We start from the raw sequence: 25,288 nt of genomic DNA on the forward strand, positions 1-25,288 counted from the left end.
GAAATTAATTTAATCTGAGTTCGACAAGAAAGATGATACGCGTAAACGTCATCCACAACCTGAGCTAACCAAAGCGCTTAAAGCTTTGGGCTAGCGCAAGACAAACAAAGTGCGTAGTTTATTGCTCAAGCAGAGCTTTTACCTTGCGGTACGGCAAAGATTATTAATCTTTACTATTCGTACCTCAGGTTTTGCCTACTTTTCCCCGAAAGAAAAGTAGGTCGAGCCTGAACGAAGTTGAAATATATTTCAACTGAAGTGCAAGACGTAGTGGCTTAGTCTAAAATTAAAATGAGACCACAGTAAGACTCCGCAATAACCATCCAAATCAACTCAGTTTATTCACCAATTTTAACGGCAAAATCTTCATTGCTATGCCCATTGGCAACCATGGCCACTGTGGCACATACGCCTTCACTGGTTCCTTCTCAATCGCTTTCACCAAAGCCTTACTTCCAGTTTTCTCATCCACTTCAAACGGTAATTTCTTGGCACCTTCATTCAATTCAGTGCGAATATAACCTGGGAAAATCGTTGAGACTTTAATTGGGGTATGCAGTAACTCGGCACGAATCCCTTCGGCCAAATGCGCTACAGCAGCTTTACTGGCGGCATAAGTTGATAAATGCTTGGGTAAACCACGCATCGCACTCATCGAAGAAATCACCACCAGATGACCTTTATTTTGTGCTCTAAAGATTTCAACCGCGGCTTCACACTGTGCCAGTGCCGAAATAAAATTGGTTTCAGCGGTCGCACGATTCACATCAAAATGCCCCTTACCGATACGGCGACCATCACCAACGCCTGCATTGACAATAATTCGGTCAATCGTTCCAAATTCTTGCTGAAAAGCTTTAAACACCGTAAACACATCATCGTAATGGGTCACATCCAGGGTTTTAATCTTGACCTGAATCGAAAACTGGCTTTGCAACTGTTGTTGTAAGGCTTCTAAACGCTCTAAACGTCGTGCACAAAGCGCTAGATTGTAGCCTTTGGCAGCAAATTCACGCGCCATACCTGCGCCCAAGCCCGAACTTGCCCCTGTAATTAAAATCGTCTTTGCCATGCCTGCCACCTATTTTTTAAATCCATGTTAAAAGTTCAGCATCACGCGCTTTCAAATAATGATGCTCATTAAAACTGAGTAATTGCAAACGATCATTTGACCAGCGCAGTGTGGTTATACTGGCATTGGCAATCGACCAATTCAGCGCAAAAATCTGTTTGGCATTCAGTCCCAACACCTGACCGACCGCCACAGAAATCACACCGCCAGAACTAAACACCACGGCCTGACGGGGTTGCGTGGCATCAATGTGCTGACACAAACTGTGCAAAGCACTTTCTACACGCGATTGAAAGCCTAACCAGGTCTCATGATATTCATGGTCATATTGCTCGCCAATCCAGCGATCAATCGCGCCATCAAAAATTTTGGCCAGATAAGCACGTGGATTGGCCATCAATTCAACATCCTGTTTCAGCAATTCAGGTTGATTAAAACGCGGTTCGTATTGAGCAAACACCTGTTGATGATCAAACTCATTCCAAGCCGACTCTGTTTGAATCGCTGCATCCTGAAAACTTTGGGCTAAGGCCAATTGCGCTGTTTGCTGATGACGTTGCATCGAACCTGCCACAATCAGCGGTGTTTGCTTCAGAGTCTGTTTAAAAAAATCACCGACGACCTGTGCCTGTTGTTCACCTTTGGCTGAAAGCTGATCATAACTTGCCGCACCAAATGATGCCTGCCCATGTCGTACCAAATAAATTGTGGTCATCGTTTTAAAATATCCTGTAGTTTTGCACCATATTCAGCAATCAATGCTCGTGCTTGCGGATGGTTTTGCGCAATCAATTTTAAAGCTCGAAGATGTAAGGCATGAATCATGATCCAGAAATCCTTAAAGGCAGGATTATCGGTTTGCTGATGGTAATAGCGATAATAAATCTGTTGGGCAATCACCGCCAAACGAAACAAACCAAACACTTCATAAAATGCCCAGTTGTCAGGCCGTAAACCTGTTTTTTCCAGATAATAATCCACCACCTGTTGCCGTGTCAGCATGCCTTTTAAATTGGTGGGCTGCCGGCGGCTGGATTTCATCAAAGCATCATCGTCCTCTTGGATCCAGTAGGCGAGGGCACTGCCTAAATCCATCAACGGATCACCCAGTGTTGCCATTTCCCAGTCCAGTACCCCAATCACTTGAGTTGGTTGTTGTGGATCTAAAATGACATTATCAAAACGCCAGTCATTATGAATCACGCAGGTTTTAGCATCGGCAGGGATATGTTGCAGCAACCATTCACGGACAAAGGCAAAATCAGGCACATTTGGTGTCAGTGCTTTACTAAAACGCGCATCCCAACCTTCGACCTGACGGCGGCAATAGCCTTCGCCTTTGCCCAATTTTTCTAACTCTGTGCCTTGATAAGGCACTTGATGTAGTTCAATCAATTTATCCAGAACATTCAAACACAACTGCCGTACTTGCGGCTCATCCAACTGTAAATCTTTAGGTAAATTGGCACGTGGAATAATGCCCTCGATCCGTTGCATGACATAGAAGTCACAGCCAATAATGCCCTCATCCTGACACAGTGCAATCATTTCAGGCAGGACAGGGTAAAACGGCGCAAGATGCTTCTGCACATTGTATTCACGCGCCATATCATGCGCTGATTTGGCTTTGGTCCCTTTAGGTGGACGACGCAAGATCAGGTCTGCATTGTCATACTGCAGCCGATAGGTCCAATTCGATGCGCCACCTGAATATTGGGTCACTTGTGCCTGTCCTTGCAGATCTACACCTTGTTTTTTTAACCAGCTTTCAACCGCTGCAATATCCAGTTCTTCACCGTGACGAATCTGTCCACCGATATCAATCATTGTCATTGTTGTATTTTCCTTATCAACGAGCATAGCCACGTTTTTTCAGTTCTAATTTGGCAATCATGCCTTTATGGACTTCATCAGGTCCATCGGCCAAACGTAAACTCCGCGCTTGATTAAAAAATGCAGTCAGTGGGGTATCGCGTGAAACACCTTCGCCACCATGGATTTGAATTGCCATATCGACTACATGTTGCAATACGCTTGGTGCCACCACTTTAATCGCAGAAATCTCGGTTAATGCCGCCATATTGCCCAGCGTATCCATCTTATAAGCGGCGTACAGCGTTAATAAGCGCGCTTGATCGATTTGCACACGCGCATCTGCAACGCGTTCTAAATTACCGCCCAGTTTCAGAATTTCTTTGCCAAAAGCTTTGCGTGACATGCCTCGATCAATCATCAACTCCAAGGCTTTTTCAGCAGCACCAATACAACGCATACAATGATGAATCCGCCCTGGCCCTAAACGACCTTGGGCAATTTCAAAACCTTGGCCTGCGCCACCAATAAAGCTGCTGACGGGTACACGCACATTGTCAAAACTAACCTGTCCATGCCCATGCGGCGCATCATAATCCCCAAATACAGGCAACATCCGTTCAATCGTCACGCCTTGCGTATCAATCGGCACCAATACCATTGAATGTTGATGATGACGGTCTTTGTTTGGGTCAGGGGTATAAGCCATGAAAATAATCACTTTGGCATTCGGATCTCCCAAACCCGATGACCACCATTTACGGCCATTCAAGACGATCTCATCACCCTCAATCACTGCCGTGGCTTGCATATTAGTTGCATCACTGGATGCCACCGCCGGTTCAGTCATACAGAATACGGAACGGATTTCGCCAGCGAGCAGGGGGTGCAGCCATTGTTGTTTTTGCTGGTCACTGCCATAACGCCATAACACTTCCATATTGCCGCTATCAGGCGCGTTACAGTTGAACACTGTCGGTGCAAGTAAGCTACGTCCTGTGAGTTCCGCAATATGTGCATATTCCTGTACTGATAGACCTGCACCCAGTTCAGCATCAGGTAAGAACATATTCCATAAGCCCGCCGCTTTTGCCTTATCTTTCAATTGTTGTAATTGTTCAGGCCACTGCCACTTAGTCCAGTCACCATCAACATTGCGATGATGGACTTCATCCCAGAATGTCTTTTCGATCGGTTCAATTTCTTGTTGGATAAAGGCTTTAGTTCGTGCAATAAAATCCTGTGCGCGTTCAGACAATGCAAACATCATCATTTCCCTCAAGGTAAAAATATGGCGAATATTGATTCGCTGCTTTACATCACCATAAGCGAAAATTTATTATGAATGAAATGATTTTATTTTATGCAAAACTATGAATCAAATTCATAATACTAGCCCACTGGAAGTGGCGCACTTTCATCGCATCGATATCAATCTATATCCACTTTTTATTGCCATTTTTGAGCAAAAAAGCATTTCCAAAGCCGCACAACTGCTCTGTATCAGCCAATCTGCGGTCAGCCATGCCTTACAACGCTTACGCACACAACTCGGAGATGATCTATTTGTGCGTAGCGGGCAAAAGATGCTGCCCACGCCCTATGCCGAGCAAATTTATCAGCCGATTCAAACGGCATTACTGGCGATTCAACAGATAGCTGTGCCTCAGCAGGACTTTATGCCGAGCATGCTGCAAAGCCTGAAAATTGCCATTCACGATGAAATCGAACCGATTATTTTCCCGCAACTGGTCCATCATTTTGCCCAATTGAATCTGGATATTCAGTTTCTGAGTTCCAAACTGGATCGTAAAAACATGCTGGCGGATCTCTCCGCCCAACAAATTGATTTTGTGATTGATCTGGTACAACCGCAGCAGGCACATGTGCAATTTGAAAACCTGATCGAAGACCATTTTGTGGTGTGTACCCAACAGCAGCACATGGATTTATCCCTGTATTTATCCTCACCACACATTGGGGTATCGTCACGGCGCACAGGCTTACTACTAGAAGATATTTATCTCAATCGGCAGCAACTGTCGCGGCAGATTTTTCTGCGTTGCCAACACTATGCAACGGCGCTGCAAGTCTTGGCTCAATATCCGAAAGCGATCTTGACCATTCCGCAAAGTATTCTCAAACATCTGCATTATTCAGATAATTTACACATTCATGCACTGCCGATTGAACTTCCTAGAATCAATATGGGGATGTATTGGCATGAGCAGGTGAAACATAATTCACGCCATCAATTCTTACGCACAGAAATTCTAAAAATCTTTGCTTAAAACAAGCGCGTGTATCTCGTTTCGCGCTTGTTCCAGCTCTATAAAGATAAGTGCTGCAAGACTTGCATTATTTGCTTGCAGCCGCCTGCTCATCATTACAATTCATCAAATACATTTTGGAAATGACAAGACGCAGAATATAAACCACGGCCATCGCAAAAACGATATAACCAATATCGGCAAAAAACATAGGAATCGTGAAAAGGATCAAAATGGTGATTGGATAAAGCCAGCGTCGCCAGCCCGATAAATCAAAGGCCTCGTAAAACAACCAGATGTACGTGCTATAGATCGCCAGACAGGCAGCGATCAGCCATCCCATCATTTGACTGGAAATATGGGCATGTTGAGTTGAAACATCAACCGCCGCCGCTAAAGCAGCGCCTAAGATTGCGATACTAATAAAGATAAAAAAATGACCATAGCCCCATAAAAAAGGCTGTACTCCACGACGTTGATGGTGATGATGACTGCGATCAAAGTAGATCCACCACATGGCAAACATTATCAATAGTCCGCCAATCACTAAAAAGATTTCTTTAAAATTGACATCATGATTAGAAAAAGCTTCTTGCGTTGCAGCAAAACTGCCAATGATGGATTCACCTAGTACAATGATGGTGAGCAAACTGTAGCGCTCTATAATATGATGTGGATGCCATGGCGTTATCGCATGCTTTTCCGCATATAGCGGTACGGCGAGTTCAGCCAAAACCAGAATAAGGAACAGCAAAGGCGTCATATGAATGGCGCTAAAATTGCCAATCAACCATCCCAACTGCACCAAGACGATGCCAACAGCGTAGCGATAAGCCGTTACCCTTCGTTCAGGATCATGCTTGGCAACACGGATCCATTGGGTCACTAAAGCCAAACGCATAATCACATAACCAATGATAATGACATCGAAATTATGTTCTTGAAACACTGCGGGGATACCCGCCGCCATCACCAATGAGCCAACAATTTGCACAAAGGTCAAACAGCGATACAGCGAGTCATCATTGTCATAGGCTGAGGCAAACCATGTGAAATTCATCCATGCCCACCACAAGGCGAAAAACACCATGAAATAGGTCGGTAAAGCATGCCATAGATGAGCTTCAATGATCGCATGATGGAGTTGCTGTCCTGCGGTTGCAATCGCGACCACAAAAATCAGGTCAAATAACAGTTCTAAGGGTGTCGCGGCTCGGTGGGCTTCGGTTGGATCACGCGGTGCAAGTCGCTTTCGTAATCTATCTTGAATTTTTGCAGGACTCATCTTTTTTTATTCTCATCACGTTACAAAGCAGTTCGAGTTTAAATTAATCCAAGTTGAGGAATTTTCCTATCTCACCCAGATAAAAATAATGTTTAAAATTTATGCATTCAAAGTTTGCTTATATCGATTATTTATGTAATTCTATGCCTATCTTTGGATGTCATCATCCATAACAGAATTTGACAAGGGGAGTAGCCTCCTCCAAGCCTAGGTTGTGAAACTGAACAATTTAGGTGTCAGAGTTTCGTCATTACACTTTGCAAAAAGTCGGACTCTGAGCATCACAAACGATCGTGATGTAGGCAAGACCTTGATCATGTTGAAACAGATGTTTTATTTAATTCATCTGGCAACTGGTCAAGGTTTTTTTATGTCCATTTGCCAGATAGGGAGTTGTGATGGAAACTATCGGTAATTTATGGCTGTACGTTGCGTTCTTTGGAATCGTAACGGTCATGCTACTGGTCGACTTTTTAGGCTTTAAACAAAAACAAAACCAAGATGTACCCATCAGGCAAGCGGCTTACTGGAGTATTGCTTGGGTCACCGTTGCCATGATCTTTGGTGGTGGTTTGTGGTTGTATCTACAACAAACCGTTGGCGCAACCATCGCCAACCAAAAAACCATGGAATACTTTGCGGGTTATTTACTGGAAAAATCGCTGGCAATTGATAACGTCTTTGTCTGGCTGATGATTTTTGCGGCTTTTGCAATTCCTCCAGCATTCCAGCGTAAAATCCTGCTTTACGGCGTACTTGGTGCAATCATTTTAAGAACCATCTTTATCTTTATTGGTGCTTGGTTCGTACAAGAGTTCTCTTGGGTGCTGTATATCTTCGGTGCGTTCCTCGTCTACACAGGCTTTAAGTTCCTGAAAGGACAGGATGAAGAAGACACCAATATTGAAGATATCAAAATCCTGAAATGGTTACGCAAACACATGCGGATTACCCCACAGTTAGAAGGCAATAAGTTCTTCGTTCGTCAGAACGGTATATTATGGGCAACGCCTTTGTTCTTGGTGTTAATCTTGGTAGAAGCGTCTGATGTAATTTTTGCGGTGGATTCTATTCCGGCGATTTTCGCTGTGACCAGTGACCCGTTCATTGTGTTAACCGCAAACTTAATGGCAATTTTGGGCTTACGCGCGATGTTCTTCTTATTGGCAGGTGCGGCAAGCAAAATGCATTACTTACCGTATGGTTTGGGCATTATCTTATTGTTCATTGGTGCAAAAATGTTATTGCTCGATGTATTCCACATGCCAATCTGGATCTCATTAGGCTTTATCGTCCTGGTGTTGAGCATCACCGCTTATCTCTCGTTACGTCATAACAAACGCCAAGAACAATAAACACAAAACATTTCCAAAGGGTCTTCAATGAAGGCCCTTTTTTATTTGAGCATCATCCACTAATTGCAATTTAGGCCATTGCTGTAACCACTGTTTGGATTCAACCCGTTGTTTAAATGTGTCATAGCTGACCAATGCCGGATTCCAACGCATTCTCAGTGCAAATAAATCATACAAGCCAAAGGGTGCGATCAGCTCCAGTTCTCCAGCGCAGTTTAACCTGACTGCAATCGCAGTTGCTGTGTCTGGCCATAGCGACAAAGCATGTTCAAGCGATAGTAGGGGTTGAATGTTTTCTGCCTTGTCCTGACCATACCAAGTATGCACCAAGGCCTGATTCACCACATCCCATTGCTGTTCAGGAAAGATACGCTCTAAATCTTGCTGCAACTGTTTTTGCAAACACTGATCTGTTTGCATTGCATCATGATAAATCACATCGATATCGCAATTGTTCAAGTCAAAGCTTTGACCATGTAAATGCGCCCACACGGTATTCCGAAGCACGCCTGCACCTAAATAAGCTGCAGGATGTAATTGAGCCAATTGCTGCAACATCCCATACAAAGCAGGGGACTGCATAATCAGATCAAACAATTTGCTTCGATTGCTTTGCTCTGTCTCTGTGTTTCCCCCAGATAAGACATACATTTCGATCTCCCCTAAACTGAGTTGATTTAAATTATGAGTCACATTTATATACCTTTTAAGCCTACGAATTAGACGAATAATCCAGTAACTTTGGCAAAATCAGGTACAATCAACCGAAAAAAGTAAAATTGTAGGTTGTTATGACTTTGGCTACTCCAATCACGGTGATTCGTGGTCGTTTCTTAGATATTCAAAAAACCGTTTCCCAAGCTGCTGAAATTGCCGATCAAGTGCGCTATCTCGAAGATGGTGTCATGATCACTGAACAGGGCAAAATTCGCTGGTTTGGCACGTGGAACGACGCTCAAACCCATCTTCCTGCAAACGTTAAAATTGAACATTATCCAGAACAGTTGATCATCCCGGGCATGATCGATACCCATATTCACTTTCCACAAACTGAAATGGTCGGGGCCTACGGCGAGCAACTTTTAAGCTGGTTAAATACCTATACCTTCCCAACCGAAATCCAGTTCAAAGACCAAGCCTATGCGAAAGAAATTGCGCAATTCTTTGTCAATGAACTACTCAAAAATGGCACCACCACAGCATTGGTGTTCTGTACGGTACATCCTGAATCGGTGGATGCCTTATTTGAGGCCGCAGAACAGCACCAGATGCGCTTAATCGCGGGTAAGGTGATGATGGATCGTCATGCACCCGAAGCCTTGTGCGACACTGCAGACAGCAGCTATGAGGATTCTAAGGCATTAATCGAGAAGTGGCATGGCCAAGGTCGTGCGCTGTATGCAATTACCCCACGTTTTGCGCCAACATCAACGCCTGAGCAACTCGAAAAAGCAGGCCAACTCAAAGCACAATTCCCAGATGTGTATGTACATACCCATTTGAGTGAAAATAAAGATGAGATTGCTTGGGTAAAAGAGTTGTTCCCTGAGCAAAAGGGCTATCTGGATGTCTATCATCACTATGGTTTAACTGGCCAGCGCTCGGTATTCGCACACTGTGTGCACTTAGAAGATGCTGAATGGAAATGCATGCATGAGACTGATTCTGCAATTGCCTTCTGTCCAACCTCAAACCTATTCTTGGGTAGCGGTTTATTCCCATTGAACAAAACTTGGCAACAACAGGTTAAAGTCGGCCTTGGCACCGACGTTGGGGCAGGGACCTCTTTTAGCTTATTGCAAACCGTCAATGAAGCGTACAAGGTTCAACAGCTACAAGGTGATAAACTGTCTGCGTTTGAGTCGCTCTATCATGCAACCTTAGGCGGAGCAAAAGCCTTGCATCTGGATGACAAGCTCGGTAACTTCAATCTCGGAAAAGAAGCCGATTTTGTGGTGCTGAACCTGAAACCGACCGCATTGCAGCAACTGCGTCAGTCCCGTTCAAAATCGGTTGATGACAGCCTATTCGCTTTATTCACCATGGGCGATGACCGAAATATTGAGGCAACCTATATCTATGGACAAAAAGCCTACAGCCAAAGCGAAACATTTAAATAAACAAAAACTTGGATGGGTCATATTGGCCGTCGGATGTGCTGTTCTGTTAAAACGTGACCGTGCATCTGCTCAAAATGAAACATATTCTTCATCATCAAAAGGTGCATGAAAGATGATTTTGTTTTAAAATTGGCGGATTAGCTCAAGATTTCGAGGTGTTGCAGGTCAACACCTTTTTTATTTTCCCGTTTTTAAGTTTTAGGAATCTACCGATGACCATTGCAATGCGCATTATGATTTCAAGTGAAGAGATTCAAGCCAAAGTGAAAGAACTGGGCGACAAAATCAATGCACACTATGCTCAAAGTGATAAAGAACTGGTACTGATCGGCTTATTACGTGGTTCAGTCATTTTTATGGCAGATTTATGCCGTGCCATCGACAAACCACATGAACTCGATTTTATGACCGTGTCTAGTTATGGTGGTGGAACCGTTTCCTCTCGTGATGTCAAAATTTTAAAAGATCTTGATGGCGAAATTCACGGTAAAGATGTGCTAGTGGTCGAAGATATTATCGACTCAGGTAATACCCTCAGCAAAGTGGTTGAAATGCTGAAAACACGTAACCCAAACTCGATTGAATTGTGTACGTTGGTCAGTAAGCCATCACGCCGTGAAATTCCGTTAGAAGTCAAATTCCTCGGTTTCGAAGTCGAAGATCGCTTTATTGTCGGTTATGGTTTAGATTTCGATCAAAAGTACCGTCATCTGCCATTTATTGGTGAAATCGGTCTTTAATGAGTAGACAGTTACTGGCATTTTATCAATGTTCATGAACTTTACTCAGGTGCCTTAGGGTGCCTTTTTTATGCTTTGTGATTAAACAAAGCCTGCTAAAGAATGCACAAAAATACGACATAAATAGGCAATCCACTACAGACAAAGTACGCTCGAATCAAGCAGGATAATAAGAAATACCGCTTTTAAAACAAGGAGAAAAGATAATGTGGTCTCTGATTGTAGCCATTGTTGTTGGTTTTTTTGCTGGTTTAATTGCACGTGCAATACATCCGGGTGATGACAAAGCTGGCTTTATTGTCACGACCTTATTAGGTATCGCAGGTTCATTACTCGCCACCTACGGTGGACGTTTACTTGGCTTATATGCTGAAAATTCGGCAGCAGGTTTTATTGCGTCCGTTCTGGGTGCTGTGATTATTTTATTCCTTTATAAACTCATCACCAAGAAAAGCTAAGCTCTTTCCAAAGGCTCCCCATTCATTTTAAACGATGATTGGGGAGCTTTTTGATTAAAGTCCGAGCTCTTTCCAAATCATCTGAATTTCTTCAGCACTGCGTCCACCCACCATTTTCAAACCATTTGAGAAAATCAAGGTTGGCGTGGCATCCACCGCAAGTTTACGGCCGAGTTCGAGGTTACGCTCAATCGGGTTGGCACAACTTTTTTCTTTCGGTTGCACATTCTTTTGGAGCAAGTTTTTCCATGCATAAGCTGGATTGGCATCACACCACACCGATTTTGACACCGCAATCGATTGGGGTTTTAAGGCATAGATAAAGGTATAAATTGTCACATCAGTCAGCTTGTCCAGTTCAGCTTCTAATTTTTTGCAATATGGACAATTTGGATCAGAAAACACCGCTAACTCACGCTTACCGTTGCCTTTAACCGTTTTAATGGCATCTTTAAAAGGCAGTTGTTTCCAGTCAATCGAATTTTGTTGGATAACTAAATCTTTGGTGAGGTTCTTTTGATCTTTTAGACGCACCATTGAACCCACAAACATATGTTGCGCACTTTCATCCAAATAAATAATCTGATTATCCAGACTGGCACTATATAAACCGGTCATTTCTGTGGGTTGGATATTGCTGACTTGGATATTGGGATATTGCTTATTTAAATTGCTTTTTAAGCTGTCTACGTTGGCAAAGCTCATCGCTGACATACAGCTCAATAATGAGAACATCCCAATTTTTTTTAACATGTCTGACACTCAATTCAAAAATCAGCAGCTATTGTAATCAGTTTGGATTTCTTCAACAGCACAGCTTACCGAGCAACAACCAAAACTCTACCCATTCTCGCGATGTTTCACGTGGAACGTCCCGTTATTTCGCTCATATCCACCAAAATCTCTGCTGCAAACGATGTATTCGGTAAAAAACTGACAATTTAGGTCCATCATATTGATAATTATTTAATGATTTTAAAAAGCACATAGATCAATACCTCGCTTTTTGGAATAATTCGCATCATTCAGTAACACCATGAAGATGATGGAATAAAATGCTCCATATCGAGTCGCATTAATCTATCATCCTTCATTTTCAAGAAACAAAAAAATGTTTCCCTATCGGGATGATTATCATCGTATTACAGCAATGAACTTCGCTTCATTGTTAAAATTTAGGTAGCTCAATGTATAACGCGGAACTATTAGAAGAAGCAAAAACCTTTATGTTTCACATGCTTAGTAAAGTAGTGGAATATGGGGGATCTGATTTATTTATTACCGCAGATTTTCCACCGAGCATTAAATTGCAAGGCCTAATGCGTCCATTGGGGCAACAGGCACTCACCGCGGATAAAACCAAACTATTTGCCTATAGTTTGATGAATGAAAAACAGCGCCAAGAGTTTGAAACCGAATGGGAATGTAATTTCGCAATCAATGTGCCCAATGTATCCCGTTTCCGTGTCAATGTGTTTAAACAGCAGCTACAAATCGGCATGGTGATTCGTACCATTACCTCAGAAATTCCAACCTTTCAGAAACTAAAACTGCCAGAATCGCTGAAAAATGTGATTATGGAAAAGCGTGGTCTGGTGTTGGTTGTTGGGGGTACAGGTTCAGGAAAATCAACCTCTTTGGCGGCCATGATTGACCATCGTAATGAAAACTCAGCGGGGCATATCATTACGGTTGAAGACCCAGTGGAATATGTGCATAAACATAAAAAATCGATGATTACCCATCGTGAAGTCGGTGTTGATTGTCATTCATGGCAACATGCCTTGAAAAACACGCTACGTCAGGCACCGGATGTGATTCTGATTGGTGAAATCCGTGACACAGAAACCATGGAACATGCGATTGCCTTTGCGGAAACAGGGCATTTGTGTCTAGGTACATTACATGCCAACAATGCCAACCAAGCATTGGATCGAATTATTAACTTTTTCCCAGAAGAGCGTCGTAATCAATTGCTGATGGATCTTTCATCCAATATGAAAGGGATTATTTCACAACGTCTGGTACGTACCCAAGATGGCAAAGGTCGTCGTGCTGCAATTGAAATTTTGTTGAATACGCCATTGATTGCGGACAATATCCTCAAAGGGCAGTTCCACGCACTGAAAGAGATTATGAGCAAATCGCGTGAGCTGGGTATGCAAACCTTCGACCAAGCCTTATTTGAGCTGTATAACGAAGGCGCGATTAGCTATGATGAAGCCTTACGCAATGCAGATTCAGTCAATGAATTGCGTTTACAGATCAAGCTGAAAAGTACTCGCCAAGAAGGCGCACCCGTTGCAATGATGACTGCGTTAAATGTGGTACAAGAACAAAAAACAGAGGAAGAACAAGAAGAAGGTTGATAAGCAATGGCTTGGATTGCAACACAAACCAAGCCATTAATAATTGATTTAACTGATTATTTACCAATACAGAACGAACCAAAAATCTTCCCGAGAAGATCATCCGCACTAAAATCACCCGTGATTTCACCTAGTGCATTTTGTGCTAGGCGCAATGATTCAGCTACCAGTTCACCTGCATTAAACACAACGAGTTGCTCACGTGCTTCTGCAAGATAGCGCTGAGTACGCTTCATTGCGTCTAAATGACGTGTTCGGGCGATAAAGGTGTCTTCCTCAGGTTGGAAGCCTGCATGCGCTGTAATCGCATCTATGAGCGCCTGAACCCCCATGTCCTGTTTGGCAGACACGCTGATATGACGGAAGCCTTGATAATCACTTAAAGTCGCATCCTGACCAGTTAAATCACATTTATTGCCGATCAACAGTAAACGTTTCGGCTCAAGATGATCGGCAAAATATTCACGCGCCAGCTGTAACGGTTCATCGCCCTGGTTTAAATCGTAGACCAGCAGTAATAAATCGGCCTGTTCAATTTCTTTAATCGCACGACGAATCCCTTCCTGCTCGACAATATCACCTGTTTCACGTAAACCAGCAGTATCGGTTAAGGTAATCGGCAAGCCATTTAAACTGATCTTTTCATGCAGCACATCACGCGTGGTTCCCGCAATATCGGTCACAATGGCCCGTTCATGGCCTGCGAGTGCATTTAACAGGCTCGATTTACCCGCATTTGGTTTACCTGCAATCACCACCTGTAACCCTTCACGAAGCAATTGACCTTGGCGCGCAGACTGCTGCACCGCTTTAACGGAATCTTGTACATCATCCAACAAGGCCAAAATCTTGCCATCAGCCAGGAAATCAATTTCTTCTTCTGGGAAATCAATCGCAGCTTCAACATGCAAACGCAAGTGAATCAGCTTTTCTAAAACCGTATTAATTTTGGTTGAAAATGCACCTTGTAAAGAGCGTACTGCTGAACGTGCTGCCGCTTGTGAAGTCGCATCAATCAAATCAGCAATCGCTTCGGCTTGTACTAAATCCATCTTGCCATTTTCAAAGGCACGCATGGAAAACTCACCCGCTTTTGCAGCAGTCGCCCCCAAATCCAGTAAACGTGCTAATAGCGCATTCTGAATGACTGGACCACCATGGCCTTGTAGTTCCACCACATCTTCCCCAGTAAAGGAATGTGGGTTTGGAAAGCACAATACAATGCCTTCGTCCATTACCGAGCCATCGGCATCACAAAACTGGCGGAAACCGGCCATGCGTGCTGCAGGCAGTTTTTTCTGAGTCAGTTGCTCTGCAATCGCATAAGCTTTCGGTCCAGAGAGTCGAATCACCCCCACACCACCACGACCTAATGGGGTAGCAATCGCAGCAATTGTGGTTTGATGTTGCATGTTAAATTCACCTAAAAAACGCAAGGGTTGTTGGGTTCAACCGCTAAATACAGACAAAGAAAAATCCGCCTAAGATTACCATCTTAAGCGGATTTATTCAGTAAAAGTTCGAACTTAAGCGCTCGGCTCAACCTTGTTGAGACGGTCTTTTTCGACACCTTTGTTAATAAACCATTGTTGCAAAATGGTAATACTGTTGTTGACGATCCAGTAAAGCACTAGGCCCGCAGGGAAGAACAACATGAATACCGTAAACATGATTGGCATGATACGGAACACTTTGGCCTGCATTGGATCAGTCGGTTGTGGGTTCAACATTTGCTGAACGAACATGGTCACACCCATGATCAACGGCAAGATAAACCATGGATCCATCGCAGATAAATCTTGAATCCAGCCTAACCACGGTGCATGACGGAGTTCAACTGATTCCATCAATACCCAATACAAGGCTAAGAAAATCGGCATTTGTAACAGCAATGGCAAGCAACCAGACAACGGGTTGACTTGTTCACGCTTGTATAACGCCATCATTTCTTGCGAGAAACGCATGCGGTCTTCACCAAATTCTTCTTTCATGCGTTGCATTTCTGGTGCAATCACACGCATTTTCGCCATCGAACGATAACTTTTTGAAGAAAGTGGCCATAAAATCAACTTCACCAAGATCGTCAATAAGATAATTGACCAGCCCCAGTTACCAATAATGTTATGGAAGAATTGCAAGCCCAAGAACAATAATTTCGCAATTGGCCATAACCAACCATAATCAACAGTTTGGTTTAAACCAGCAGCTAAGTCTTTGAGTTCAGATTGGATTTTTGGACCTGAATACAGTTTAGCATCCACTTCCATTGAAGTACCTGCAGGTACATTGATCACTGGAGAGGTGAAGCCCATGATATTCATGCCGTCCGTAGACTGACGTGACTCTAATTTTGCATTATATGGTTGACCATCGGCCTGAGTGAGTTTTAAATTCCCAGGAATCCATGCGCTCACAAAATAATGCTGAACCATGGCAACCCAGCCGCCTTTGGCTTCAACATTTAATTTTTCGTCATTAAAGTTGGTAAATTTTAACTTGTTATAATGCGCATCTGGTGTACCCCAAGCGCCACCAAGATAAGTACCCAAGGTGAAAATACCTTGTGAAGACTTACCTGGATCATCCGAATTGTCACGCTTTAACTGACCAAACATTTGACCTTGCCAGTTTTGCTGACTGCGGTTAATGACTTGATGTTTAACGGTAATTGGGTAATCGCCTTGCGTGAAGGTGAACGATTTGATCACTTCCACACCTTCAGGTGTTTTAAATACCAACGGCACAGTCAACACTTGCTGTGTTTTACCATCTTTCGACGCAACGCTTTTCGCATCAGCCAAGGTATATGCTGTTTTTTCAACATCATACATTGGACGACCGCCACGGCTGCTATCTGGTCCATTTAAACCAATTAAACCAGATTGAGCGACGTAAGTACGTTTCGCATCACTTTCCAGCATGACAAACGGTTTGTCGCTGTCTTTGCTTTCATCATGGCTTAACAATTCAATACGGACGATATCACCACCTTTGGGATTGATCCACAGGTGATAAAGATCAGTTTGTACTGAAATCAGTTGCTGACTCACAGATGTATTATGTTCTGTGGCTTGTGATGCAGTCACATTTGCTTGTGGCAAGTCTGAAGCCGCTGTTGCATTTTGAGCATTTGGCAAATCTGCAGATACTTCATGTGCAGTCACAGCAGCCGCTTGTTGTTGCGGTGCTGGTGCAGCATGACCATAATCTTTTTGCCAAGCCAAAATAAGCAAATATGCGGTAACAAACATGGCTCCAAGAATTGCAAATCTGGCCCATTGTTGCATATCTATAATCCCAAATGGTTAGAGAGATTTTGCTTGAATAAACGATCACGAAAGGGTACAGCAACGTGATGCATTTGAGAATCTATTTGATGAAACGAAATAAAACGAACTGCTTTACGAGGCACTGGATCATAGCCTGACCCACCCCAAGGATGACAACGGCAAATTCGCTTAGTCGATAGCCATACACCTTTGACCGCGCCATGTGTCTGCAACGCTTCGATTGCATATTGCGAACAAGTGGGAATATAGCGACAACGAGGACCCAATAATGGACTAATTGCGATTTGGTAACATCTTATCAACCAATGCAGTAAACGTACCATTGGAGATCTCTAATTTTGGAGGGATGTCACAACGACTTTGGAATGCTTCTTTGCTAAGCGTTGTAATTTTTGCCAAGCAAAATCTAATTGTTGATGTAATTCTTGATTTGCGATTGCTTCTATACCTACTTTAGGCATCACCACAATATCGATATCAGCATTAAATTGCGCTTGATGTAAACGAAAGCTCTCCCGAGCAAGACGTTTTATTCGATTTCGTTCATGTGCACGACGTACCTTTTTTTTAGCAACGACAATACCCAAACGGCTTTTCGGCTGTTCGGTTAATTTTGCTAAAAAAAGGAAATGGGGCTGATGCACTTTAAAAAGCGCACCATCAAATACACTTTTATAATCAGCGGCACAACGAATACGAGATTCAGTGCCGAAACTGTAAAGTGTCATCACCCAAGTCTGGTCAGCTTAACAGTATTAAACAGTTAAGCTATGACGACCTTTTGCACGACGACGAGCTAAAACTTGACGACCTGCTTTAGTAGCCATACGAGCGCGGAAACCATGAACGCGTTTACGCTTTAATTCAGATGGTTGGAAAGTACGTTTCATTTCGAAACTCCAAAATGATCTTTCTATAAAGGTCCGCGATTTTATTGCGCAATGTTTACGCTGTCAATGAAAAATCAAAAACTTTACATTTTGTTTGCTTTGTTTTGCAGCGATAAAGAAACACGCTAGCCAATGCTTTTATAGAAAACAAAAAATATACACAAGCTATCTCTTTAAATTATATCAGTATTCATCTATATTCACAGCTTACAAACAAGCTTATCAACATTTCATCTGCTTATTTAAATTTAATCCTTGGATTTTGAATTTAAATTTCGATATGCTCAGTTATCCACAATTCGGGTGAACCCTATAAGTAAATTCAAATTTTAAAATTTAAATTTATTCTTATTAGGGTGGATTTATTCTGTGGAAATCGATGTTTTTTTATGAATAAACATAAAGTTATGTTGTGGATAAGCATGTTTTTATCAATTTTATAGTTTGTGGATAACTTTGAGCTTAAAACTATCCACAGCTTGTGCAAAAAGTTATGCACATGTGGTTTTGAATTTAAATTTATAAACGAATGCTGTCTTTTTCAGCAAAAGTCCCATAAATTGTCCTGACAGATGTGGATAACTTGGTTAGAATGGCGACCCCTTTGAAAGATGAGGGGCGTGGTTTTTTATTTTTGAATTTAAAAAATGGATATATAGGGGATGCACATGCTCTGGACAGACTGCTTAACTCGCTTGCGACAAGAGCTATCTGATAACGTCTTTGCGATGTGGATTCGTCCTTTGGTTGCTGAAGAGGTTGATGGTGTGATGCGTTTATACGCACCAAACCCCTATTGGACGCGTTATATTCAAGATAACCATTTAGAACTAATCTCTATTCTTGCCGAACAATTGTCGGAAGGCCGAGTTCGTCAGGTTGAAATTCTGGTTGACTCACGTCCAGGGACAATTCTGTCTTCCAATGAGCAACCTGCAACCACAACAGCAGCATTAAGTAGTGCGCCTGTTGCTGTTCCAACAAAAGTAAAAAAAGAATCTGATCTGGTTCAACCCAGTCAAAATGCCACCAAAATCCCGAAAAAAAGGCAACTCAATCCGTTATTTACCTTTTCTTTGTTTGTTGAAGGCCGTTCTAACCAAATGGCTGCTGAAACCTGCCGTAAAGTTTTAACGCAGTTAGGCGCTTCTCAACACAACCCTTTATTTTTGTATGGTCCAACAGGTCTCGGTAAAACCCACTTAATGCAGGCAGTCGGCAATGCGTTATTACAAGCCAAGCCAAATGCCCGTGTGATGTATATGACTTCAGAAAGTTTTGTACAGGACTTTGTCAGTTCATTACAAAAAGGTAAGGTTGAAGAGTTTAAGAAAAATTGCCGTTCTTTAGACTTATTGTTGGTCGATGATATTCATTTACTCGCGGGTAAAGAAGCAAGCCTTGTTGAATTTTTCTATACATTCAATGCTTTACTGGATGAGTCTAAACAAATTATTTTAACCTCAGACCGCTATCCCAAAGAACTCACTGAACTTGATCCTCGTTTAGTCTCTCGTTTTTCTTGGGGTTTATCTGTGGGGGTTGAACCACCGGATATTGAAACCCGAATCGAGAACTTGCTGAAAAAAGCTGAAAATAGTGGTGTTGATTTACCACGAAATTGTGCTTTGTTTATTGCCCAACAAGTCGTTGCAAACGTGCGAGAACTTGAAGGTGCCCTGAATAAAGTGGTGGCGATTTCACGTTTTAAAGGCACCGCGATTGATTTGGATGTGGTCAGAGAATCTCTCAAAGATGTATTGGCGATTCGTGCACGTACCATTAGTGTGGAAAATATCCAACGAGTCGTGAGTGAATACTTCCGTATTCCATTAAAAGAGTTGATTGGGCCAAAACGGACCCGTATTTTTGCGCGTCCTCGTCAATTGGCCATGGGGTTGGCACGTGAATTAACTGGGGATAGTTTCCCAGAAATTGGCATGGCTTTTGGTGGTCGTGACCACAGTACCGTGATGCATGCCTGTGAAAAAGTGGTCAGCTTGCGTGAAGAAGACCCTATTTTTAATGAAGACTATAAAAATTTACTGCGCTTGTTACAAAGTTAATCTATTTTTCAGAGTTGCAAACTATTTTTAAGTGCAGCATAGTACACTGCTAACATTCATATCGGCTTCTGTTGTAAGAGGAATAAAATCGTGCGTTTGAAAATCGCTAAAGAAAGTTTAGTCAATGTTTTATCCCATGTGGTGGGGGCTGTTGAACGCCGTCATACTTTGAATATTCTTTCAAACGTTAAAATTCAAACTACACAACAGGCTTTAACCATTACAGGTTCTGACTTGGAAGTTGAATTGGTTGCCAGCACTACGTTAGCAGAAGGGGCTTGCCTGGAAGCGGGTGAAACCACGGTTCCTGCACGTAAATTGGTCGAAATTTGTAAGTCTCTTCCTACAGCAGCCTTGATTGATCTCCAAATCACCGAAGACCAACGTTGTATTTTAAAATCAGGCAACAGCCGTTTCGTCTTGGGCACACTTCCTGCGGAAGATTATCCATTATTGACCACTGAAAATAGCCAAGGGACACAAGTTCAGGTTACCCAACGTGAATTAAAGCGTTTATTTGAAAAAACGGCATTTGCCATGGCGGTTCAGGATGTACGTTTTTACCTAACTGGGACATTGCTGGAAATTGATCAAAATCAATTACGTACAGTAACTACAGATGGACATCGTTTAGCGTTGTGTGAAGTGTTGGCGTCATCAACAGCAGCAGCACCGATGCAGGCCATTGTTCCGCGTAAGGCGGTCGGTGAATTACAGCGCTTACTCAGTATTGAAGATGAACAATTGACGGTTTTGATTGGCCGTGAATTATTGAATGTCACTATCAATACGCCAAGCCGTGATAAAGAGCAGGGTGATATTACCGTTCGTTTTACCACGAAATTGATTGATGGAAAATTCCCTGATTATCGCCGTGTGATTCCAAAAAATGGCGATAAGCATGTCTTTATTGCGCATGATGTGTTTAAACAATCATTGCAGCGTGTGGCGATTTTAAGTAATGAAAAACTTCGTGGTGTGTTCTTGAATTTTAATCAGGATTCATTACAGTTGCGTGCCAATAACCCAGAACAAGATGAAGCGGTTGAAGATATTGCAATTCAATATCAAGATGCTCCCCTAGAAATGTCATTTAATGCGCAATATATCCTAGATGTTTTAAGCGTTTTAGACGGGGATGATGTAAAAATGAGCATGAGTGAGGCCAACCAGTCGGTGCTTGTTCAAGATCCTGCACATCCTGATCAAACTTATGTTGTCATGCCGATGCGTGTTTAATTGGCATTGATTATTTGAGTTTAAAATCATGCAAATCACGCGTTTAAATATCGAGCGTGTACGTAATTTAAAGGCGGTTGCGCTCAATGGGTTGCAACCGTTTAATATTTTTTACGGGGCCAATGGTTCCGGAAAAACCTCAATACTTGAATCCATTCATTTATTGGCCACAGGTCGCTCGTTTCGCACCCATATTCCGAAACATTACATCCAATATGAGGCAGGTGATGCGATTGTGTTTGCACAATCGGCCAGTGAACGTATTGGTATGCAAAAAATGGCTTCTGGCGAGCAACTGATTAAGGTCAATGGCGATACTATTGCGACCCAAGGTCAGCTGGCAAAACTATTACCTTTACAACATATCGATCCGCAAAGTACCGATATTATCGATCACGGCGCTAAACCCAGACGGCAATTGCTGGATTGGTTAATGTTCCACGTGGAACCTGAGTTTTATTTTGCTTGGCAGTATTATTCGCGTGCATTAAAACAGCGCAATAGTTTACTCAAAACACGGCTTAATCTCAGTCTGGCTGATTTAGAGCCGTGGAACAAAATGCTGAGTGATTATGGCGAAATTTTGCACTCACAACGGGTTGGAATCGTTGAGCAATGGAATCAGTTTTTTCATGAGGATTTGCAGCAGTTGTTGCCCAATCTGCAGATTGAACTGGAATACAGTGCTGGCTTTCATACCGAGCAGGGCTTGCTACAGGACTTGATTCAGCAGCATCAAAAAGACCTTGATCGCCGTTATACCGAGTATGGTCCACACCGTGCCGATTTACGCTTAAAAACGCCGTTTGGCAATGCCGATGACGTACTCTCTCGCGGGCAAAAAAAGTTGTTAATCATGGCATTAAAACTGTCACAAATTGCAATGCTGCATGCGAGTAACAAGGAAACTGTGGTATTATTAGATGATCTGACAGCAGAGTTAGATTTAGCTGCACAACAACGTTTAATTGAGCGACTGAGTCAGTTGGGAAGTCAGGTTTTTATGACCACCTTAGACCATGCGTCGGTATTAAAACACTTACATGATCTGTCGATTCCCTTTCAATTGTTCCATGTTGTTCACGGCCAAGTCAGTCTTGCTGCGCCATAATTTTATTTCCTCATCTTTGGATAGATTAGATATTTACTAGGGAGTAACCATGAGTTCAGAGTCTCAATCAGTCTCTCAAACAGAACAAACAAATGAAAAGGCTTATGATTCCTCTAGTATTAAAGTATTACGTGGATTAGACGCGGTTCGTAAACGCCCTGGCATGTATATCGGTGATACCGATGACGGTACAGGTTTGCACCATATGGTGTTTGAGGTGGTGGATAATGCCATCGATGAAGCTTTAGCAGGACACTGTGACGAGATTTTGGTGACCATTCATGAAGATGAATCGGTCAGCGTCTCGGATAATGGTCGTGGTATTCCAACCGATATTCACCCTGAAGAAGGGGTGTCTGCGGCAGAGGTGATTCTGACCATTCTGCACGCAGGTGGTAAGTTCGACGACAACAGCTATAAAGTGTCGGGTGGTTTACACGGTGTAGGTGTCTCAGTTGTTAATGCTTTATCTAAAAAATTGCATTTGACCATTCACCGTGCTGGCCAAATCCATGAGCAAGAATACGCACATGGCGATCCGCAATATCCATTAAAAGTCGTGGGTGAAACTGATACATCGGGGACAACCGTTCGTTTCTGGCCAAGTGAACTGACCTTTAGCCAAACCATTTTTAGTGTGGATATTTTGGCACGTCGTTTACGAGAGCTTTCGTTCCTGAACGCAGGAGTCCGTATCGTACTGCGTGATGAGCGTGTCAATCTCGAGCATGTTTATGACTATGAAGGTGGTTTATCTGAATTCGTTAAATATATTAACGAAGGTAAAACCCATCTCAACGAAATCTTCCATTTCACTACGGATGCCGATAATGGCATTGGTGTTGAAGTTGCATTGCAGTGGAATGACAGCTATCAAGAGAATGTCCGTTGCTTTACCAATAACATTCCACAGAAAGATGGTGGTACCCACCTTGCAGGCTTCCGAGCTGCATTAACCCGTGGCTTAAACAGCTACATGGAAAATGAAAGCTTACTGAAAAAAGAAAAAGTGGCTGTCACCGGTGACGATGCACGTGAAGGTTTAACTGCCATCATTTCGGTGAAAGTACCAGATCCAAAATTCTCTTCACAAACCAAAGAAAAACTGGTGTCGAGTGAAGTAAAACCTGCTGTTGAACAAGCCATGAACAAAGAGTTTTCAGCTTATTTGCTTGAAAACCCACAGGCTGCAAAATCGATTGCAGGCAAAATTATTGATGCGGCACGTGCGCGTGATGCGGCACGTAAAGCACGTGAAATGACTCGCCGTAAGAGTGCTTTGGACATTGCTGGTTTACCTGGTAAATTGGCCGACTGTCAGGAAAAAGATCCAGCATTGTCGGAACTGTATCTGGTCGAGGGTGACTCTGCGGGTGGTAGTGCCAAGCAAGGTCGTAACCGTAAGATGCAGGCGATTTTGCCACTTAAAGGTAAAATCCTGAACGTTGAACGTGCACGTTTTGACAAGATGATTTCAAGCCAAGAAGTCGGTACGCTGATTACCGCGCTTGGTTGTGGTATCGGGCGTGAAGAATATAATCCAGACAAATTGCGTTATCACAAAATCATTATCATGACCGATGCGGACGTGGATGGTTCACATATTCGGACCTTGTTATTGACCTTCTTCTTCCGTCAAATGCCGGAGTTGGTTGAGCGTGGTTATATCTATATCGCGCAACCACCATTGTACAAGTTGAAGAAAGGTAAGCACGAGCAGTACATCAAAGATAATGAAGCACTGGAAACTTTCCTGATTTCTAATGCGATTGATGAGCTTTCATTGCATATCAGTGCGGAAGCTCCTGCGATTACTGGTGAAGCCTTATCGAGAGTGATTGCGGATTATCAAGTCTCGCAAAAGAGCTTACAGCGCTTAACTCAACGTTATCCTGCAAGCTTGCTTGATGGCTTACTGGAGTTGGAGGCATTTAAAGCGGATCACAATCACGAACGCGATTATGTGGAAGCATGGGCAGAGCAATTACGTGTTGCAATTGAGAAATTACAACCAAGCTTGCGTCCAGAAATTAGTTTAGAAGCGTTTGAACGTGAAAATGCGCAAGGTGAGAAATCAGCACATTACTGGCCTCGTGTGACCGTGTATGTACATAACTTACCACATTCATATTTATTGGATGCAGGTCTGTTAAATTCTGCTGAATATGCACGTCTGTTGAAAAACTCGAAGAGCTGGTTCAAGTTGCTTGAGGAAGGGGCTTATCTGCAAAAAGGTGATCGCCGTATTCAAGTCAGCAGTTTCCATCAAGTGTGGCAACATATTTTACAAGACTCACGTCGTGGCATGATGATCCAACGCTATAAAGGTTTGGGTGAGATGAATGCTGAGCAACTTTGGGAAACCACGATGGATCCTGAAAACCGTAATATGTTGCAAGTGACCATTGATGATGCGATTGAAGCAGATCGTATGTTCTCATGCTTGATGGGGGATGACGTAGAACCGCGTCGTGCCTTCATTGAAGAAAATGCCTTAAATGCAGATATTGATGCTTAACTGCGTTAAGCATCTGTTTTAAATAAAAAAGCGATGATATTGATAATCATCGCTTTTTTATTATCTGCGTTCCACGTGAAACGTCTTGTTGTCTGGTTAATTCTCTACAAAGTCACTCACTTGAATCAATGCATGGCCGAACAAGTATCCAGCTGTGACTAAAACGCTGATCCACAGTAATGCACCCAAGATGTTATAAATCACAAAATGGCTATAGTTCATATTGCTTGAACCTGCCGCTAACGGTGCAAATGAACGGGCAAAAGGGATAAAACGAGCCAGCAAAATGGTTTTTCCGCCGTGTTTCAGAAAGAACACATTAGTTTTTTGTAGATATTCTTGCTTAATAAAGCGTGATTTCATATTGAAAATACGGTCGCCAAAATGACGACCAATATGGTAGTTCACCATATAGCCCAATGCCGCAGCAAAGAACAAAAGGCTGATCATATAGCCGAGATGCATGATTTCCACCACAGAGCATAATGCGCCTACGGTGAGTAATAGACTGTCGCCAGGTAGGAAGAACATAAAAACAAAGGCGGTTTCTGAAAAAATAATCAGAAAAAGAATGGCATAAATCCATAAACCGTACTCTTGAACCAAGACCGGTAGAATATGTTCAAAATTAAAAATAAAATCTAAAGAATTCATTCAGTTTGTATGATCCAAAATAGAGTACTCACCAAATTA

Annotated in this window: 23 protein-coding genes; 10 read left to right on the forward strand and 13 right to left on the reverse strand. The window is 42.7% G+C overall.

What is annotated here, in order from left to right:
- Positions 1–328 precede the first annotated feature (328 nt).
- Genes F993_RS02940 through F993_RS02925 form a run of 4 tightly spaced genes read right to left on the reverse strand, consistent with a single transcriptional unit; the run spans position 329 to position 4,151 of the window.
- Positions 329–1,072: an SDR family oxidoreductase gene (locus F993_RS02940; RefSeq protein WP_004656825.1), complete on the reverse strand. Its 744-nt coding sequence runs from the start codon at positions 1,070–1,072 to the stop codon at positions 329–331.
- 16 nt (positions 1,073–1,088) lie between these two features.
- Positions 1,089–1,787: a histidine phosphatase family protein gene (locus F993_RS02935; RefSeq protein WP_004656827.1), complete on the reverse strand. Its 699-nt coding sequence runs from the start codon at positions 1,785–1,787 to the stop codon at positions 1,089–1,091.
- The gene (locus F993_RS02930; RefSeq protein ID WP_004656828.1) at positions 1,784–2,905 is read right to left on the reverse strand and encodes a phosphotransferase family protein; all 1,122 of its coding nucleotides are present in this window, start codon (positions 2,903–2,905) and stop codon (positions 1,784–1,786) included. Before F993_RS02930 ends, F993_RS02935 begins: the two co-directional genes overlap by 4 nt.
- 16 nt (positions 2,906–2,921) lie before the next feature.
- Positions 2,922–4,151, reverse strand: a complete 1,230-nt coding sequence (locus F993_RS02925) for an acyl-CoA dehydrogenase family protein (RefSeq protein WP_171066086.1) — start codon at positions 4,149–4,151, stop codon at positions 2,922–2,924.
- Positions 4,152–4,257: 106 nt separating this feature from the next.
- On the opposite strand from F993_RS02925, the gene F993_RS02920 reads away from it, so the two are divergent.
- Positions 4,258–5,175, forward strand: coding sequence for a LysR family transcriptional regulator (locus tag F993_RS02920; RefSeq protein ID WP_004656831.1), 918 nt, complete (start codon positions 4,258–4,260; stop codon positions 5,173–5,175).
- Positions 5,176–5,242: 67 nt separating this feature from the next.
- On the opposite strand, the gene F993_RS02915 is transcribed toward F993_RS02920, so the two are convergent.
- Complete coding sequence (locus tag F993_RS02915) at positions 5,243–6,439, reverse strand: low temperature requirement protein A (protein ID WP_004656834.1); 1,197 nt, start codon at positions 6,437–6,439, stop codon at positions 5,243–5,245.
- 398 nt (positions 6,440–6,837) lie between these two features.
- Between F993_RS02915 and F993_RS02910 the strand changes: the two genes are divergently transcribed.
- Entirely contained in the window at positions 6,838–7,794 is a 957-nt protein-coding gene (locus F993_RS02910; RefSeq protein WP_004656836.1) for a TerC family protein, read from the forward strand.
- Between the two features lie 24 nt (positions 7,795–7,818).
- Here the strand turns inward: F993_RS02910 and F993_RS02905 are convergent, their stop codons facing one another.
- Positions 7,819–8,445: a nucleotidyltransferase family protein gene (locus tag F993_RS02905; protein ID WP_004656838.1), complete on the reverse strand. Its 627-nt coding sequence runs from the start codon at positions 8,443–8,445 to the stop codon at positions 7,819–7,821.
- 140 nt (positions 8,446–8,585) lie between these two features.
- Here F993_RS02905 and guaD point away from each other — a divergent pair, with 140 nt between their 5' ends.
- The 3 genes from guaD to F993_RS02890 all read left to right on the forward strand — a co-directional run bounded on the left by guaD (position 8,586) and on the right by F993_RS02890 (position 11,112).
- The gene (guaD, locus tag F993_RS02900; RefSeq protein ID WP_004656839.1) at positions 8,586–9,914 is read left to right on the forward strand and encodes a guanine deaminase; all 1,329 of its coding nucleotides are present in this window, start codon (positions 8,586–8,588) and stop codon (positions 9,912–9,914) included.
- Positions 9,915–10,126: 212 nt separating this feature from the next.
- Positions 10,127–10,654 (forward strand): hypoxanthine phosphoribosyltransferase, encoded by a 528-nt coding sequence (gene hpt, locus F993_RS02895; protein WP_004656844.1) that lies wholly within the window; start codon positions 10,127–10,129, stop codon positions 10,652–10,654.
- A 206-nt stretch (positions 10,655–10,860) separates the two neighbouring features.
- Positions 10,861–11,112, forward strand: a complete 252-nt coding sequence (locus F993_RS02890) for a GlsB/YeaQ/YmgE family stress response membrane protein (protein ID WP_004656846.1) — start codon at positions 10,861–10,863, stop codon at positions 11,110–11,112.
- Between the two features lie 54 nt (positions 11,113–11,166).
- On the opposite strand, the gene F993_RS02885 is transcribed toward F993_RS02890, so the two are convergent.
- Complete coding sequence (locus F993_RS02885) at positions 11,167–11,865, reverse strand: DsbC family protein (RefSeq protein WP_004656848.1); 699 nt, start codon at positions 11,863–11,865, stop codon at positions 11,167–11,169.
- A gap of 434 nt (positions 11,866–12,299) precedes the next feature.
- On the opposite strand from F993_RS02885, the gene F993_RS02880 reads away from it, so the two are divergent.
- Positions 12,300–13,481, forward strand: a complete 1,182-nt coding sequence (locus F993_RS02880; RefSeq protein ID WP_004656850.1) for a PilT/PilU family type 4a pilus ATPase — start codon at positions 12,300–12,302, stop codon at positions 13,479–13,481.
- A gap of 56 nt (positions 13,482–13,537) precedes the next feature.
- Here F993_RS02880 and mnmE read toward each other — a convergent pair whose 3' ends face one another.
- The 5 genes from mnmE to rpmH all read right to left on the reverse strand — a co-directional run bounded on the left by mnmE (position 13,538) and on the right by rpmH (position 17,661).
- The gene (mnmE, locus tag F993_RS02875; protein WP_004656852.1) at positions 13,538–14,893 is read right to left on the reverse strand and encodes a tRNA uridine-5-carboxymethylaminomethyl(34) synthesis GTPase MnmE; all 1,356 of its coding nucleotides are present in this window, start codon (positions 14,891–14,893) and stop codon (positions 13,538–13,540) included.
- A 114-nt stretch (positions 14,894–15,007) separates the two neighbouring features.
- Positions 15,008–16,768, reverse strand: coding sequence for a membrane protein insertase YidC (gene yidC, locus F993_RS02870; protein ID WP_004656854.1), 1,761 nt, complete (start codon positions 16,766–16,768; stop codon positions 15,008–15,010).
- Positions 16,769–16,770: 2 nt separating this feature from the next.
- Entirely contained in the window at positions 16,771–17,094 is a 324-nt protein-coding gene (yidD, locus tag F993_RS02865) for a membrane protein insertion efficiency factor YidD (RefSeq protein ID WP_004656856.1), read from the reverse strand.
- 9 nt (positions 17,095–17,103) lie between these two features.
- Complete coding sequence (gene rnpA / locus F993_RS02860) at positions 17,104–17,499, reverse strand: ribonuclease P protein component (protein WP_004656857.1); 396 nt, start codon at positions 17,497–17,499, stop codon at positions 17,104–17,106.
- Positions 17,500–17,526: 27 nt separating this feature from the next.
- Positions 17,527–17,661 (reverse strand): 50S ribosomal protein L34, encoded by a 135-nt coding sequence (gene rpmH, locus F993_RS02855; RefSeq protein WP_000831329.1) that lies wholly within the window; start codon positions 17,659–17,661, stop codon positions 17,527–17,529.
- A gap of 668 nt (positions 17,662–18,329) precedes the next feature.
- On the opposite strand from rpmH, the gene dnaA reads away from it, so the two are divergent.
- From dnaA to gyrB, 4 genes are all read left to right on the forward strand, one after another.
- Positions 18,330–19,727 carry a chromosomal replication initiator protein DnaA gene (gene dnaA / locus F993_RS02850; protein ID WP_004656859.1) on the forward strand — a complete coding sequence of 466 codons (1,398 nt, stop codon included), beginning with the start codon at positions 18,330–18,332 and terminating at the stop codon, positions 19,725–19,727.
- 90 nt (positions 19,728–19,817) lie between these two features.
- On the forward strand, positions 19,818–20,966 hold the full coding sequence (gene dnaN / locus F993_RS02845; RefSeq protein ID WP_004656862.1) for a DNA polymerase III subunit beta: 1,149 nt from the start codon (positions 19,818–19,820) through the stop codon (positions 20,964–20,966).
- Positions 20,967–20,994: 28 nt separating this feature from the next.
- Complete coding sequence (gene recF, locus F993_RS02840) at positions 20,995–22,077, forward strand: DNA replication/repair protein RecF (protein WP_004656864.1); 1,083 nt, start codon at positions 20,995–20,997, stop codon at positions 22,075–22,077.
- A 49-nt stretch (positions 22,078–22,126) separates the two neighbouring features.
- Positions 22,127–24,595, forward strand: a complete 2,469-nt coding sequence (gyrB, locus tag F993_RS02835; RefSeq protein ID WP_004656866.1) for a DNA topoisomerase (ATP-hydrolyzing) subunit B — start codon at positions 22,127–22,129, stop codon at positions 24,593–24,595.
- Between the two features lie 96 nt (positions 24,596–24,691).
- Here gyrB and F993_RS02830 read toward each other — a convergent pair whose 3' ends face one another.
- The gene (locus F993_RS02830) at positions 24,692–25,249 is read right to left on the reverse strand and encodes a VTT domain-containing protein (protein WP_004656868.1); all 558 of its coding nucleotides are present in this window, start codon (positions 25,247–25,249) and stop codon (positions 24,692–24,694) included.
- Between the last annotated feature and the right edge of the window lie 39 nt (positions 25,250–25,288).

Origin of the sequence: Acinetobacter proteolyticus (assembly GCF_000367945.1) — a bacterium.
GTDB classification, from domain to species: Bacteria; Pseudomonadota; Gammaproteobacteria; order Pseudomonadales; family Moraxellaceae; genus Acinetobacter; species Acinetobacter proteolyticus.